General features: G+C 73.3%; 12 protein-coding genes and 1 pseudogene. 6 read left to right on the forward strand and 7 right to left on the reverse strand.

What is annotated here, in order from left to right; all coding sequences use genetic code 11:
* Positions 1 to 5: 5 nt before the first annotated feature.
* The 3 genes from M2302_RS12365 to M2302_RS12375 all read right to left on the reverse strand — a co-directional run bounded on the left by M2302_RS12365 (position 6) and on the right by M2302_RS12375 (position 1,988).
* On the reverse strand, positions 6 to 806 hold the full coding sequence (locus M2302_RS12365) for an ABC transporter permease (RefSeq protein ID WP_280838119.1): 801 nt from the start codon (positions 804 to 806) through the stop codon (positions 6 to 8).
* 199 nt (positions 807 to 1,005) lie between these two features.
* A complete protein-coding gene (locus M2302_RS12370; RefSeq protein WP_280838057.1) occupies positions 1,006 to 1,194 on the reverse strand; it encodes a DUF397 domain-containing protein in 189 nt (62 codons plus the stop codon).
* A complete protein-coding gene (locus M2302_RS12375; RefSeq protein ID WP_280838058.1) occupies positions 1,185 to 1,988 on the reverse strand; it encodes a helix-turn-helix transcriptional regulator in 804 nt (267 codons plus the stop codon). The genes M2302_RS12370 and M2302_RS12375 overlap by 10 nt, the downstream gene beginning before the upstream one ends.
* Before the next feature lie 432 nt (positions 1,989 to 2,420).
* On the opposite strand from M2302_RS12375, the gene M2302_RS12380 reads away from it, so the two are divergent.
* A complete protein-coding gene (locus M2302_RS12380; RefSeq protein ID WP_280838059.1) occupies positions 2,421 to 2,666 on the forward strand; it encodes a flavin reductase in 246 nt (81 codons plus the stop codon).
* 248 nt (positions 2,667 to 2,914) lie between these two features.
* On the opposite strand, the gene M2302_RS12385 is transcribed toward M2302_RS12380, so the two are convergent.
* Together M2302_RS12385 and M2302_RS12390 are read right to left on the reverse strand one after the other, a co-directional pair.
* On the reverse strand, positions 2,915 to 3,166 hold the full coding sequence (locus M2302_RS12385; protein WP_280838060.1) for a hypothetical protein: 252 nt from the start codon (positions 3,164 to 3,166) through the stop codon (positions 2,915 to 2,917).
* Positions 3,167 to 3,456: 290 nt separating this feature from the next.
* The gene (locus M2302_RS12390) at positions 3,457 to 4,389 is read right to left on the reverse strand and encodes an ABC transporter ATP-binding protein (RefSeq protein WP_280838061.1); all 933 of its coding nucleotides are present in this window, start codon (positions 4,387 to 4,389) and stop codon (positions 3,457 to 3,459) included.
* A gap of 498 nt (positions 4,390 to 4,887) precedes the next feature.
* Between M2302_RS12390 and M2302_RS12395 the strand changes: the two genes are divergently transcribed.
* The 5 genes from M2302_RS12395 (at position 4,888) to M2302_RS12415 (ending at position 11,815) form a co-directional block, all read left to right on the forward strand.
* A complete protein-coding gene (locus tag M2302_RS12395) occupies positions 4,888 to 7,089 on the forward strand; it encodes a TRAP transporter fused permease subunit (protein WP_280838120.1) in 2,202 nt (733 codons plus the stop codon).
* The gene (locus M2302_RS12400) at positions 6,983 to 7,969 is read left to right on the forward strand and encodes a TAXI family TRAP transporter solute-binding subunit (RefSeq protein WP_280838121.1); all 987 of its coding nucleotides are present in this window, start codon (positions 6,983 to 6,985) and stop codon (positions 7,967 to 7,969) included. Before M2302_RS12395 ends, M2302_RS12400 begins: the two co-directional genes overlap by 107 nt.
* A 65-nt stretch (positions 7,970 to 8,034) precedes the next feature.
* Positions 8,035 to 10,461 carry a nitrate- and nitrite sensing domain-containing protein gene (locus tag M2302_RS12405; protein WP_280838062.1) on the forward strand — a complete coding sequence of 809 codons (2,427 nt, stop codon included), beginning with the start codon at positions 8,035 to 8,037 and terminating at the stop codon, positions 10,459 to 10,461.
* A complete protein-coding gene (locus tag M2302_RS12410; RefSeq protein WP_280838063.1) occupies positions 10,458 to 10,850 on the forward strand; it encodes a roadblock/LC7 domain-containing protein in 393 nt (130 codons plus the stop codon). The genes M2302_RS12405 and M2302_RS12410 overlap by 4 nt, the downstream gene beginning before the upstream one ends.
* Positions 10,847 to 11,815 carry a TAXI family TRAP transporter solute-binding subunit gene (locus M2302_RS12415; RefSeq protein WP_280838064.1) on the forward strand — a complete coding sequence of 323 codons (969 nt, stop codon included), beginning with the start codon at positions 10,847 to 10,849 and terminating at the stop codon, positions 11,813 to 11,815. The genes M2302_RS12410 and M2302_RS12415 overlap by 4 nt, the downstream gene beginning before the upstream one ends.
* 6 nt (positions 11,816 to 11,821) lie before the next feature.
* Here the strand turns inward: M2302_RS12415 and M2302_RS12420 are convergent, their stop codons facing one another.
* Both M2302_RS12420 and dnaG read right to left on the reverse strand, forming a co-directional pair.
* Positions 11,822 to 12,358, reverse strand: a complete 537-nt coding sequence (locus M2302_RS12420; protein WP_280838065.1) for a hypothetical protein — start codon at positions 12,356 to 12,358, stop codon at positions 11,822 to 11,824.
* Positions 12,358 to 14,254, reverse strand: a pseudogene (dnaG, locus tag M2302_RS12425) (DNA primase). The gene M2302_RS12420 and the pseudogene dnaG overlap by 1 nt, the downstream one beginning before the upstream one ends.
* Between the last annotated feature and the right edge of the window lie 37 nt (positions 14,255 to 14,291).

The following is a 14,291-nucleotide window of genomic DNA, read 5'->3' on the forward strand; positions in this document are numbered from 1 at the left end:
GCCTCCTAGACCACGAGCCGGCGACGGAAGAGCCGGGCGGCCAACAGCCAGCCGCCCAGCGCCCAGGCCGCGAGGTAGAGCAGGTGGCCGGCGACCGACCACTGCGGGGCCACGCCGAGCGTCGCCGCCCGGCACAGGTCGACGGCGTGCCAGAGCGGCGTCGCGTACGCCAGCCAGCGCAGCACGCCGGGCAGCGACTCGACCGGGAAGAAGATCCCGGCGAAGAGCGTCATCGGGATCACCGCGAACCGGAACAGCATGGCCAGCCAGCTGTCGCTGTCCACCACCGCCGCGTAGGCGAAGGTCGGCGCGGCGACCGCCAGGCAGAGCAGCGCCACCACCGGCAGGGTGGCCACCGCCCAGCCCGAACGCAGCGCCCCGAACAGCGCCGTCACCAGCAGGAACGCGACGCTGGCGGTGAGCGCCCGGAACAGCACGAAGGCCAGGTGGCCGGCGAGGATGTCGCGGATCCGCAGCGGTGCCGCGCTCTGCGCGGAGTAGGTCTTGATCCACTGGAAGTTGCTGAACACCGGCCAGGTCGACTCGCCGATGGCCACCTGGAGCGCGGTCGAGGCCAGCAGCCCGGGCACGATCCAGTCGAGGTACCGCACCCCGTCGACGCCCTGGTCGACATACGCGCCCACGCCCAGGCCGAAGCCGACCACGGTCAGCGTCGGCAGCAGGAAGGACGAGAAGACCCCGGCGCGCCAGGTGCGGCGGTAGCCGGTCAGGTAGTGCGCCAGCACCGCCAGCGCCGGCACCCTCGGCAACGCCGGCCGGGCCCGCTCCCGCGCCGGTTGCGCCACGCTCACCCGATCACCCCCGTCGCCGCCGTTCACCACGGCCTTCCTACCCCGGGGGTACGACAGGCCGGGGCCACCCTACGACCGGCGCCCGCCCGTGTCGTGCCAGTTTCCGCGCCGGCCCCGGAGTGCGGGGTGAGCGCGGCGAGGTGACGTCCTCCAGGCTGGCCGCTTCGGAGCGACAGGTGGCGTGGTGGGCGAGCTACCGCCGGGCGACGCCTGAGACGAACGTCCGCCAGGCGGCGGGGTCGAAGCTCAGCGCCGGACCGCCCGGATCCTTGGAATCGCGTACGGCCACCACGCCGGGCAGGTTGTCGGCCACCTCTACGCAGTTGCCGCCCTGGCCGTTGCTACGACTGCTCTTGCGCCACTGGGCGCCGGTCAGATCCATGTCTCCGCCACTTCCGCCATCAAGTCAAGGGACTGCTGCTGCGATAGTGCCTCACCACGGATCGACTCCCACACCTCGACCATCTGCCGCACGTACTCGGCGCGGTCGATCACCTGCCCGTGGAGTTGCCCCTCCTGGTAAACGACATCCTCTCCCTGCGACGAGGTGGCGATCACGAAGGGACCGTTGATCCCAGGGTACGCACCGGCAGTCAGCGGCACGATCTGGATCCGAACCCTAGGCAGGGTCGAGCCGAGCTTCATCAGGTGTTGCGACTGCTCGCGCATCACCTCCGGCCCGCCGACGCGGCGGCGGAGCACGTGCTCGTCGACGACGGCGGTGAGCAGCGGGGGTCGGTCGCGGGTGAGCAGCGCCTGGCGGTCCAGCCGGGTCGCCACCTGCTGCTCGATCTCGTCCGGCGCGAACAGTCCGCCGCCGGCCAGCAGCGCTCGGGCGTAGCCCTCGGTCTGCAACAGGCCGGGCACGCACAGCGGCTCGAACGTGCGTAGCGCTGTGGCCTCCTGCTCGATGCCGGCCCAGTCGCGGAACCACGGCACCACGGTCTCGCGGCTGATCCGTCGCTGGATGCGCTCGAACCGCCCGTCCGCCCCGAACACGGTGTCGCACCGGCGGGCGAAGTCGAGGCTCGGCCGACGCTCGCAGGTCTCCACCTTGGCGACCAGGGCGCCCGAATAGCTCAGCGCCTCGGCCAGCGCGGTCTGGGACATGCCACTGGTGGCCCGGGCGAGCCGCAGTTCCTCCGCGAAGTGGTCCAGCATGGACGAGCGTTCCACGGACAGCCTCCGTACATCCTCGTACCGCCTGGGACCGGCCGCCATACGCCCTGGTCGTCGGCGCGCGGGATCTCCCACCGTAGTCGGGTCCTCACCAGACTGTCACGCAGCGGAACCGCTCACGGGATCAGACGGCGGGCGGAACCAGGCCGGGGGCGCCCGGCGACAACGAGGTCCCGGGCGCCCCCTTCCCAGCTCGACGGAGGCTGACCGCATGCGACTCAGGTTCTGGCGCTGCCGGCGCCCGACGCCACCCGCGACGCTCCCCCGGCGTACGCCCAACGCACGCCCGGCGTGGGCGACCGCGCCGACGGAGGTCTTCCCGACCGATGGCCCGGGACGCCCGGGGCGGCTGACCCGCGCCCAGGAATGGCGGGCGAACGGCGGCCACTGGCTGCCATCGCCGCGCCGGGCCGGGGAGGGCACCCCCTGATGCCGCGCTACCGCCCGCACGTCGCGGCGCGCCCGTCGTGGCGCTGCCGGGTCTGCGGCGCCGCGTGGCCCTGCTCCCCGGCCCGGCTGGCGCTGCTCGGCGAGTACCGCGAGAACCGGACGGGCCTGCTGATCTACCTTGCCACGCTGATGCACGAGGCCATGACCGACCTCGCCGTGCTGAACGGGCAGGACGCGCCGGAGGGGATGGCCGAACGTTTCCTGACCTGGGCAAGGGCGCGTTGACCAGCACGGCCGATCGGCTCAGCCCGGCCAGTGCCGGCGCGCACATCGCCACGCCGAGCGGCCGCAGCGACAGGTCGCCCCCGCAGCGGGACGAGAACCTCGTGGTCCCGGGCGGGCAGCTCCGCACCCGGCTGGTTTGCTGGTGGCCGGCTGCTGCGGAGTTGGCCGGCGGTGTAGACCATTTCGACGATGCCAAGCGTGTGAGACATGACCAAGGAAGTCGCCGATCCGGCGTCGAGCAGCGCCAGCTATGCGAGTTCGTCGCGGAAGCGTGGCCCCGTCACCTGCAGTTCGCCACGTTGCTCATCGGTGACCGGCAACGGGCTGAGGATCTGCTGCAGGAATGTCTGGTCAAGCTGTATGTCCGCTGGCGGAAGGTCGGTCACGGCGATCCGCACGCATGCCTGCGCCGGATGCTGATCAACGGCAACGTCAGCTGGTGGCGGCGTTTCCGTCGGGAAACGCTGACGGCGGAACCGCCCGACCGGGTCGACCCGCACGGGGGGTTGCACGGGGCACGCCAGGACCTACGCGATGCCCTGATGACGCTGTCGCGTCAACAGCGGGCGGTGATCGTGCTGCGGTACTACGTCGACCTGACTGAGCGGCAGGTGGCTGCCGAGCTGGGTACTCGGACTACGGGCTCGACGTCGACGTCGAGGTCCCTCCCGTTTCAGCTGACCGGGTCAAATAGCTCAGCTCAGGCTCCGGTTCCGGCCAGCCACCGCGGCAACCCCCGTCGGCAGGACGGGGTTGCCGCGGTCATCGCTTCGCGCGAGGAACCCGCTGATCAGTCGACCAGGGTGCGGCCGGTGAGGTGCAGGAAGACGTCCTCCAGGCTGCTGCGCCGGACCAGGACGCTGGCCGGCGTCAGGCCACGCGCCTCCACCTGGCCGACGGCGGCGTCCCCGTCGGTGACGTAGAGCAGGATCCGGTCGGGCAGCACCTCGACCCGCTCCCCCAGCCCGTCGAGCTTGCCGGCGAACGTCTCCTGCGACTCGGCCGCGAAGCGCAGCTCCACCACCTCGCGGGTGGAGTGCCGCTGGATCAGCGCCCGGGGCGAGCCCTCGGCGACGATCCGCCCGCCGTCCATCACCACGAGGCGGTCGCAGAGCTGCTCGGCCTCGTCCATGTAGTGGGTGGTCAGCACCAGCGTCACCCCCTGCTGCTTGAGCCGGAACAGCCGCTCCCAGACCAGGTGCCGGGCCTGCGGGTCGAGCCCGGTGGTCGGCTCGTCGAGCAGCACGATCTCGGGCTCGTTGACCAGCGCGCGGGCGATGGTCAGCCGGCGCTTCATGCCGCCGGAGAGCGGCTCGACCTTGCTGTCGGCCCGCTCGGTGAGCTGCACGAAGTCGAGCAGCTCGGCGGCGCGCGCCCGGGCCACCGCGCGGGGCACGCCGAAGTAGCGGGCGTAGGTGGTGAGGTTCTCCCGGACGGTCAGCTCGGGGTCGAGGTTGTCGAGCTGGGGGCAGACGCCGAGCCGCGCCCGGATGGCGGGGCCGTCGCGCACCGGGTCCATGCCGAGGATGCGCAGCTCGCCGCCGCTGGGCGGGGAGATGCAGCCGATCATGCGCATGGTGGAGGACTTGCCGGCGCCGTTCGGCCCGAGGAAGCCGAACGCCTCGCCGGGGCGCACCTCGACGTCGATGCCGTCGACGGCGGTGAAGTCGCCGAACCGCTTCACCAGCCCCCGAGCCTGGATGAGTGGTTGAGCAGTGGTCACCGGCCGACCCTACCGGCGACGTCCGACACCCTCGACGGGTTTCCGGGCCCGCCACAGCCGGCTCGGAGCCGACAACGCAGAGTAGTTGACAATACAGACAGTCACCGCGCGGTGCGCTCCCGTGCAACGAACCGTCGGACCGTCAACGCGGCCATCAGTGGGGCGATGCGGGCCATACTGGACAGGTCCTTTTCGGACGCACCCCGACCACCGGCGCCTGTCAACAGTTCAGCTCAATCAATTTGTTAAATCCTCCTTTACTCAGATTCCGCTGCGTGATTGAAATAGATCGCCATTACCGACCGCAATGATAATCGGCAATGTTCCATGGCGTGGATAATTGGCGTATCGTGCCCCCTCGTGTCGTCCGTACGCTTCTCCGACGGTCCCGCCCCGCAGGCGCCGCCTCCCGGCTCCAAGGGGGCGGGAGCCGCCCTCAAGGACGCTCCGGCGCCCCTTCCGCCGCAGGTCACGGCAGGCGCACCACCCCGCGCCGCGGTGCCGGACACCCGCGAACTCGCCGCGCAATTCGAGGACGAGAAACCGGGGCGCTCGCTCACCGGCCCGGTCCGCATTCTGGTCACCGGCACGACGGTGGGGATCGCGCTGCTGGCACTTGTCCAGGTCTTTCAACCACTTCCGCAGGGCAGCAAGTACTACCTGATCGTTTTCCTGGCCGGCGTGCTGCCGACGGTGTTCCTGGCGTACCCGGCGGGCCTTTCGATCCCCTGGCGGCCGGGCCGCACAGCCGCCTCCGTCGACGGGCCGGACGCGGCCGGGCCGACCCGGTCGGACTGGCTGCTGGCCGCCGCGGCCCTGGTCGCCTGCCTCTACCCGGTGCTGCCGTTCACCGTCGGCGGCGGGGGCGGCGGGTACGACGCCTTCCTCGACCGGCAGGGCCTGCTCGTCGGGCTCGACGTCGCGATGGGCACCGTGCTGCTGCTCCTCCTGCTGGAGGCCTGCCGGCGCACCACCGGCTGGATCCTGCCCGCCGTCTGCCTGCTGTTCCTGGCCTACGGCTACTACGGCGGGCTGCTGCCGCAGTCCTGGCCGGTGGCGCACGCCGGGCTCGACTTCGGCCAGCTCGTGGACGCGTTCTACAACTCCGACAGCGGGTTCTACGGCACCCCGCTCGACGTCGCGGCCTCGTACATCGTGCTGTTCACCATCTACGGCGCGGTGCTGGACCTCTCCGGGGCCGGGCGGTTCTTCGTGGAACTCTCCGCCGCCGCCTTCCGGCGCTCCCGGACGGCCGCCGGGCGCACGGCGGTCGCCTCCGGCTTCCTGCTCGGCACGGTCTCCGGATCGGGCGCGGCGACGACGGTCAGCATCGGCGCGGTGACCTGGCCGGTGCTGCGCCGGGCCGGCTACCCGGCCGAGCGCGCCGGCGGGATGCTCGCCGCCGCCGGCGTCGGGGCGATCCTGTCCCCGCCCACCCTCGGCGCGGCCGCCTTCATCATCGCCGAGTACCTGGGCGTGTCGTACCTCCAGGTGCTGGGCTGGGCGACCATCCCGACGGTGCTGTACTACCTCGGCATCCTGCTCGCGGTCGAGATCGACGCCCGGCGCTCGGGCGTTCGCCCGGTGGTCGTCCACACCGACTCGCCCTGGCGGCTGCTGGGCCGCTTCGGCTACCACTTCCTGTCCCTGCTGGTGATCACCGGCCTGCTCGCCCTGGGCGTCTCGGCGACGAAGGCGGTGGTGGGGGCGACCGTGCTGGCCGCCGCGCTGTCCTTCCTGGACCGTCGGCACCGGCTCACCCCGGCCCGGCTGGTCGAGGCGCTGGGCACCGGCGCGCGCGGGGTGCTCGCGGTGAGCGCGGTCTGCGCCGCGGCCGGCATCATCACGGCGACCACCACCAAGACCGGGCTCGGCCCGCAGGCGGCGGCACTGCTGATCTCCGGCGCGCAGGCGGTCTCGTCCGACCCGGCCGTGGTGCTGGCGCTCACCGCCGTGCTGGCCGCCGTCGCGCTCAGCCTGCTCGGGCTGGCGGTGCCGGTCACCGCCTCGTTCGTGATCGGCTGGGTGATCATCGGCCCGGCCCTGCTGGACCTGGGCGTCGCCGCGCCCGCCGCGGCGATGTTCGTCTTCTACTTCGCGGTCCTGTCCGAGGTCTCCCCGCCGACCGCGCTCGCCGCGGTGGCCGCCGCCGCGGTCACCGGCGGCCGGCTGGTGCCGACCATGTGGCAGACCCTGCGGTACGCCCTGCCGGCCTACCTGATCCCGATCGCCTTCGTGATCACCCCGGCCGGTCTGGGGCTGCTCGGGATCGGCGGGCCGCAGCGGGTCGCCGTGGCCGCGGTGATCTCCGCGCTCAGCGTCGCCGTGCTCGCCGTGGCGGCGGGCGGCTGGCTGCCCGGCGTCGGCCCGGCCGGCGTACCGGAACGGATCCTCGGCGCGCTCGCCGGGCTGACGCTGCTCTGGCTCGAACCCGTACCCGTCACGGTCGGCGCGGTCCTGGCCGCCGCCGTGGTGGCGGGTGTCCTCGTACGACGCGGCTCCGCCAACCGGACCGGCGAGCCGTCGGCAACACCACCGGTGAACCATGGGGAGGAAAACAGTGAGACGGATCAACGTGCGGCTGGCCGCGGGAGTGGGGGCACTCGCCCTCGTCGCGAGCGGCGCCGCCGGCTGCGGGGGCAAACAGGACGGCGCGGCGAAGGACGACGCCGCCAGCGAGATCACCTGCAAGGTCACTGACAGCACCCGCGTCGGCATCGCCACCGGTAACGCCACCGGCGTGTACTACGTGGTCGGCAACGCCCTCGCCGGCCAGCTCTCCACGACGACCGACGGCAAGCTGACCGGCACCGCCGCCGAGACCGGCGCCTCGGTGCAGAACATCGAGCAGCTCGTCGGCGGCCAGTACGACGTCGCGTTCTCGCTCTTCGACACCGCCGTCAACGCGGTGCAGGGCAAGGGCAGTTTCACCTCGCCGCAGCCGGTGCAGGCGCTGGCCCGGATCTACGACAACTACACCCAGGTGATCGTGCGGGCCGATGCCGGCATCGGCTCGGTCGCCGACATGAAGGGCAAGAAGATCTCCACCGGCTCCCCCAAGTCCGGCACCGAGGTCATCGCCAACCGCCTGCTCACCGCCGCCGGTCTCGACCCGGCCAAGGACATCCAGGCGCAGCGGCTCGACCTGGCCAAGACCGTGGAGGGGGTCAAGGACGGCAGCATCGACGGCTTCTTCTGGTCCGGCGGGGTACCGACCGGCGGGGTCACCGACCTGTTCACCACGGCCGGCGACAAGGTGAAGTTCCTGGACATCGCCCCGCTGCTGCCCAAGATGACCGAGCTGAACCCCGCGTACCAGGCCGGGACGATCCGCGCGGACGTCTACAAGACGGCGACGGACACCCCGACCATCGTGGTGCCCAACGTGCTGCTGGTCCGCAAGGACCTCAACGCCAACGTCGCCTGCGCCGTCGCGCGGACCGTCTTCGACAAGAAGGACGCGCTGGCCCAGGCCAACCCGGCCGCCAAGGGCATCAACCTGGACAACGCCCGCAAGACCGACCCCGTACCGCTGCACCGCGGGGCGGCCAAGGCCCTGCAGGACCTCGGCGCGAGCTGACCGACGGCGCCGGGTCCGGGCCACCGCCCGGGCCCGGCGTCCCCGACCATTCCCGGGAGACCCGCGTGCCGCTCCCCCGCCCCGCCCGCGTACGCCGGCACAACCGGCCGGCGGACCACACCGGCCGACTCTGGTCGGTCCGCACCCAACTGCTCGCACCGATCCTGGTCGCCACCGTCGGCCTGGTCGTGCTGGGCGCCACCCAGACCAGCACCGCGCTGGACGCCTCCGTCGACGCCGACCGGGCCCGGGTCCTCGCCGGCACCGCCACCGCCACCGTGCGCCTGGTGCACGAGCTGGAGCGGGAACTCGGCGAGACGGCCGCCCTGCGCCAGCGGGGTGGCTCCACCGGCCGGCCGCTGGTGGACGCCCAGCGGCTGCGGGTGGACACCGCCGTCGATCGGTTCCGCGCCGCCAGCCGGGACGCCCGCCGGGCCGCACCGGACCTCGGGCGGGTGCTCGACACCGCCGACGACCAGCTCCACCAGCTCGACCCCGCCCGCCGGTCGGCGCCCACGTCGGAGGGGGCCGACCCCACCTACGTGGCACTGGTCGAGTCGCTGCTCACCGTCGCCGACGCGCTGCCCGCGCAGCTGCGCGACACCGAGCTGGCCAACGCCGCCCGGGAGGTGGCGGCGGTCGCCAGCCAGGAACACCTGGCCGCGCTGGAACGCGACCTGCTCCGGACGGTCTTCGTCCGCGGCGAGCTGGCCCAGGGCGAACTGGTCCGACTCGGCCAGCTGCGGGGCGCCCGGGAACAGCGTCAGGCCGAGTTTTCCCGGATCGCCGACTCCGACGCCGAGGCCGCGTACGCCCGGCTGGTCGCCGGCGCCGACGTGGCGACCGCCCAGCGGATGCGGGACACCGCCGTCAAGGGCGAGACCCTCGCCGCCGCGCTGAAGGTCGACGGCGACGCCTGGTACGTGGCCCAGAGCGGCACGATCCGGCGCTTCAACCTGCTCGGCCGGGAGCTCTCCGAGGACCTGGACCAGCAGGCCGCCAGCCTGGCCCGGGACGCCCGCCGGCGGGCCCTGGTCACCGGCGGGGCCACCACCGCCGTCGCGGGGGCCTCGCTGCTGGCCGCCGCGCTGCTGGCCGTACGGACCAGCCGCCGGCTGCGCCGGCTGCGGGTGGCCGCGCTCACCGTGGCCAACTCGGAGCTGCCCGAGCGGATCACCGCGATCGCGGCCGGCGAGGGCAGGCCGGCCGAGGGCGAGGCGACCCGGCTGACCGAGGACATCCGGCAGGGGCGGGACGAGGTCGCGCAGGTGGCCGAGGCGTTCGACACGGTCAACCGGGCGGCGCTGCGACTCGCCGGCGAGCAGGCCGAGCTGCGGCTGGACGTGACCCGGATGGCCGAGGCGCTGGCCCGCCGGATCCGGACCCTGATCACCCGGCAGCTGCGCCTGCTCGACGACTTCGAACGCGACGAGACCGATCCGGACGCGCTGGCCCGGCTCTTCGCGCTGGACCATCTCGCCGCCCGGATGCGCCGCAACGGGGAGAACCTGCTGGTCCTCGCCGGTGGCGAGCCGGGGCGGGCGTACGAGGGGGAACACCTGCTCGCCGACGTGGTACGCGCGGCCTCCTCGGAGATCGAGGACTACACCCGGGTGGAGATCGACGTGCCGGCGGCCGCGGTGCACGGGTCGGCGGTGGGGTACCTGGTCCACCTCCTCGCCGAGCTGCTGGAGAACGCCACCAACTACTCGCCGCCGCACACCCCGGTGCAGGTCGACGGCCGGCGGACGGTCGACGGGCTCACCCTGCGCGTGCACGATCAGGGCATCGGCATCAGCGAGGGCCGGCTCGCCGCGATCAACAAGCGGCTGCTCGCCCCGGCGGTGCTCTCCAGCGCCGCGGCCGGCAGCATGGGCCTGCACGTGGTGGCCCACCTGGCCGCCCGGTACGGGATCCGGGTGCAGTTGCACAACACCGGCACCGGCACGGTGGCCCAGGTCGAGGTGCCCGAGTCGGCGCTCGTCCGGGTGGAGACGGTGTCCCGGCGTCCCGCTCCCGTCCGCCAGCCCGCCTCGACGGCGGCCTGGTTCCGGGCCGGGGCCGGTGCGCCGGCCCTGGCGACGACCGTGCCCAACCCGACGCCCGCGCCCCGGCTGACGCCGGCGTACGGCGGCAGCCTGTTCCGGCCGGACCCGACCGACGTCCACCACGCGCCGACGGTGAGGTTGCCGGTGGTCGCCCCCGGTACCGGGGTCGCGGCCCCGCCCCGGCCGCCGGTGCTCCGGGCCGCCGTGGCGCCCCCGCCCGGCGCCGCCCACCCGTCGACCGGGCCGGCGGCCTCCGGCGCCGGGCTGCCCCGCCGGACCCGCGGCGGTCAGCTCCCGACGCTGCCGAACACCGCGCCGGCCCGGCCGGCGGAGGACCTGCTCGACCCGGAGGTGGTGCGGGCCCGACTGTCCGCGCTCGCCGAGGGGGTGGCCAGCGCGATGCGACGTAACCAGCAGACGAGACCCAACGGGAGACACCGATGACCACACCCGTGAGCGCCGGCCTGGACTGGCTCCTGGCGAACTTCGCCGAGCAGGTGCCGGACGTGTCGCACGCCGTAGCCGTCTCCGAGGACGGGCTGCGCCTGGCCTCCTCACCGCACCTCTCCCCCGACCAGGTGGACCAGCTCGCCGCCGTGATCAGCGGCCTGGCCAGCCTGACCGTCGGCGCCGCGCGGCTGATGGCGGCCGGCCGCGTACGCCAGCAGATCGTGGACATGGACGGCGGGGTGATGCTGGTGATGGCGGTCGGCGAGCGGGCCCTGCTCGGGGTGCTCGCCGCGCCGGGCTGCGACCTGGGTCAGATCGGTTTCGAGACCGCGACCCTGGTGCAGCGGGTGGCGGAGGCGCTGGAACCGGCGGTCCGGGCGTGACCCGCCGGCCACCGCCCTGGCTGGCCGCCCTGCTGGTGACGCTGCTGGTGGCGGGCTGCGGGCAGCCGGCCGCGCCGCCGCAGGCCTGGCACGGCGGCCGGATCTTCCTCGCCACCGGCAACACCACCGGCGTGTACTACCAGCTCGGCGGCGGCTACGCCGACGTGATCAGCCGCCACCTGCCCGGGTACGAGGCGCGGGCCGAGCCGACCGGCGCCTCGGTGGAGAACGTCACCCGGCTGGCCAGCGGCGACATGGAGATCGCCTTCAGCCTCGCCGACACCGCGGCCGACGCGGTCACCGGGCAGGGCGCCTTCGTCGGGCAACCCCAACCGGTGCGGGCGCTGGCCCGGGTCTACAGCAACTACACCCACGTGATCGTGCGGGCCGACGCCAAGGTGAAGGACTTCGCCGGGCTGCGCGGGAAGCGGGTCTCCACGGGTTCGCCGAAGTCCGGCACGGACATCATCGCCGGGCGGCTGCTGACCGCCGCCGGGATGGACCCGGACCGGGACGTGGACCGGTTCACCCTGTCCCTGCCGGAGACGGTCAAGCGGATGCGGGCCGGCACGCTGGACGCGATGTTCTTCTCCGGTGGCCTGCCCACCCCGGGCATCGCCGACCTGCTCTCCAGCGCGCCGGGCACGTTCACGCTGCTGCCGATCGCCGACCTGATCGAGCCGCTCAACGCCCGGTACGGCTCGGTGTACACCACCGCCGAGCTGCCGAAGGACGCCTACCGCACGCCGTCCGGCACGCCGACGGTCACGGTGTCGAACATGATCCTGGTCAGCGCCGACATGCCGGACGAGCTGGCGTACGACCTGACCCGGCTGCTCTTCGCCTACCAGGGCGACCTGATCGGGGTGCACCCGGAGGCGGGCAACTTCACCCGGCAGAGCGCGTCCAGCACCGACCCGATCCCGCTGCATCCGGGCGCGGCGCGGTTCTACCAGGGCGGGTGAGCCGGTTCAGGCGTCGGCGGGGGCGGTCGCGGCGCGGGCGGCGGCCACCAGCCGGTCGGTCTCCGCCAGCACGGCCTCGTCGTCGGCGGGGGTGCCCGGGTCGAAGCGCACGGTCCAGCTCAGCCCGTCCACACCGGCCACCCGCCGGGCCGCGACCCGCCCGGCGCCGCCGGGCACCGGGTGGTGCGCGGTGTACGCCACCGACCGGGTGACCCGGGCCCGCACCTGGTGCGGCAGCTCGCCCGGGTCGACCAGCAGGTAGGTCTCGGCTGGGCAGTCCGCCACCACCTGGTAGCCGTCGCGCTCGGTGACCCGCTCGGCCGGGGTGACGGTCAGCTCGTGTCCGGACCACACCGCCTTGAGGATGTCGTGCCAGCCCAGCCGGTGCGGGCGGCCGGGCAGCCAGAGCCCGAGGTTGCTGGCCACCACCACGCCGTCGCCCTCGCCGTTGCCGGCGGCCGCCCAGGCGAGCACCCGTTCGTCGTCGGCGAGCGGGGGCCGGGCGGCGGGCGGCAGCTTCGGCTTGCGGCTGAACAGTCCCATCACAGTCCTCCCGCGGCCTGCTCGCGCAGCGCCCGCGCGTGCTGCTCCAGCGAGAGCAGTTCCCCGAAGAGGGCGAAGTACTCGTCCTTGTTGTTCACCGGGTTGACCCGCTGGATCTTGGATTTGAGGTCCCGGATCCGGGCGGTGACCGAGCCCCACTGCAACCGGGCCATGGTGATCGAGACGTACCGGGGGTCGGGTTCGCCGTCGATGCGCAGCGGCTCCACGGCCAGTTCGCCGACGAGCGCCCGGGCGGCCAGGTCCTCGCAGGCGTCGCGGACCGACTCGATCCAGACCGCGCCGCCGGTGGCCGCCGCGGCCCCGCCCGCCGCGGCGATCGCCGCGCGGACCGCCGCGTGCACCGGGTGCCGGTACTCCGGGGCCTCGACCGCGTCGAACATCGGCCCGGCCAGCACCGGCTCCTGCAGGGCCAGCTTCAACGCCTCGCGCTCGACCATCGACTGCGGGCTGTCCACCGCCGGCACGGGCGCCGCCGTCGACCGGTTCGAGGCGGGCGAGCCTCGCTCGGCGGTCGGGGTGGCGTCGGCGGCGAGCACCGCGCGCTGCACCGGCTCGATCTCCATGCCGAGGTCACCCGCGAGCTTGCGGACGTACTCGGGGCGCTTCTCCCGGTCCTTGATCTTTGCGACCAGCGGCGCGGCCCGGCGCATCGCCTCCACCCGGCCGTCGACGGTGTCCAGGTCGTACCGGTTGATCACGTGGCGCAGCGCGAAGTCGACCAGCGGCTCGCGGCGGGCGACCAGGTCGCGCACGGCCAGGTCGCCCTTGGCCAAGCGCAGCTCGCACGGGTCCATGTTGTCCGGGCTGACCGCGATGAAGGTACGCCCGACGAAGCGCTGGTCGTCCTCGAAGGCGCGCAGCGCGGCCTTCTGGCCGGCGGCGTCCCCGTCGAAGGTGAAGATGATCTCGCCGGCGACCGCGTCGGTGTCCAGCAGGAGCCGGCGCAGCACCGCGATGTGATCGCCGCCGAACGCCGTGCCGCAGGTCGCCACGGCCGTCGGCACGTCGGCGAGGTGACAGGCCATCACGTCGGTGTAGCCCTCGACGACGACCACCTTGCCCTGCTTGGCGATCTCCCGCTTGGCCTGGTCGATGCCGTAGAGGACGTGCGACTTCTTGTAGATCGGCGTCTCGGGGGTGTTGAGGTATTTCGGGCCGTCGTCGTCGTCGAAGAGCTTGCGGGCGCCGAAACCGATCACGTCGCCGGTGATGTCCCGGATCGGCCACATCAGCCGGCGGCGGAACCGGTCGATCAGCGTCCCGGAGCGCGACGGGCGGGACAGGCCGCCGGTGACCAGCTCGTCGTGGCTGAAGCCCTGCTGGCGCAGGTGCTTGGTGAGCAGGTCCCAGGCGTCCGGGGCGAAACCGCAGCCGTACCGCTGGGCGGCGGCCCGGTCGAAGCCCCGCTGCGCCAGGAACTCCCGGGCCGGCCGGGCGGCGGCCGTGGTGAGCTGGGCCTGGTAGAACTCGACGGCGGCGGCGTGCGCGGCCACCAGCCGCTGCTTCTGCCCCTGCTGGGGCCGGGGGCGCGGGGCGGCGTTGTCGCCCTCGACGTAGCGCAGCTGGATGCCGACGCGGGCGGCGAGCCGCTCGACGGACTCGATGAAGCTGAGGTGCTCGGCGTCCATCAGGAACTTGATGGCGTCGCCGCCGGCCCCGCAGCCGAAGCAGTACCAGACGTTGCGGGCGGGCGAGACGTTGAACGACGGGCTCTTCTCGTCGTGGAACGGGCAGAGGCCCTTGAGGTTGCCGCCGCCGGCGGACTTGAGGGTCACCGTGTCGGAGATGACCTCGGCGATCGAGGTGCGTTCCCGGACCAGCGCGATGTCCTCGTCCCGGATCCGCCCAGCCATCTGCCACCCCCTCGGCGTACATCCTGCCCTGCCGGACCGACGATCCGCCGACGGGGGCA

The organism is Micromonospora sp. A200 (genome assembly GCF_029893845.1).
In the GTDB taxonomy this organism is placed as follows: Bacteria; Actinomycetota; Actinomycetes; order Mycobacteriales; family Micromonosporaceae; genus Micromonospora; species Micromonospora purpureochromogenes.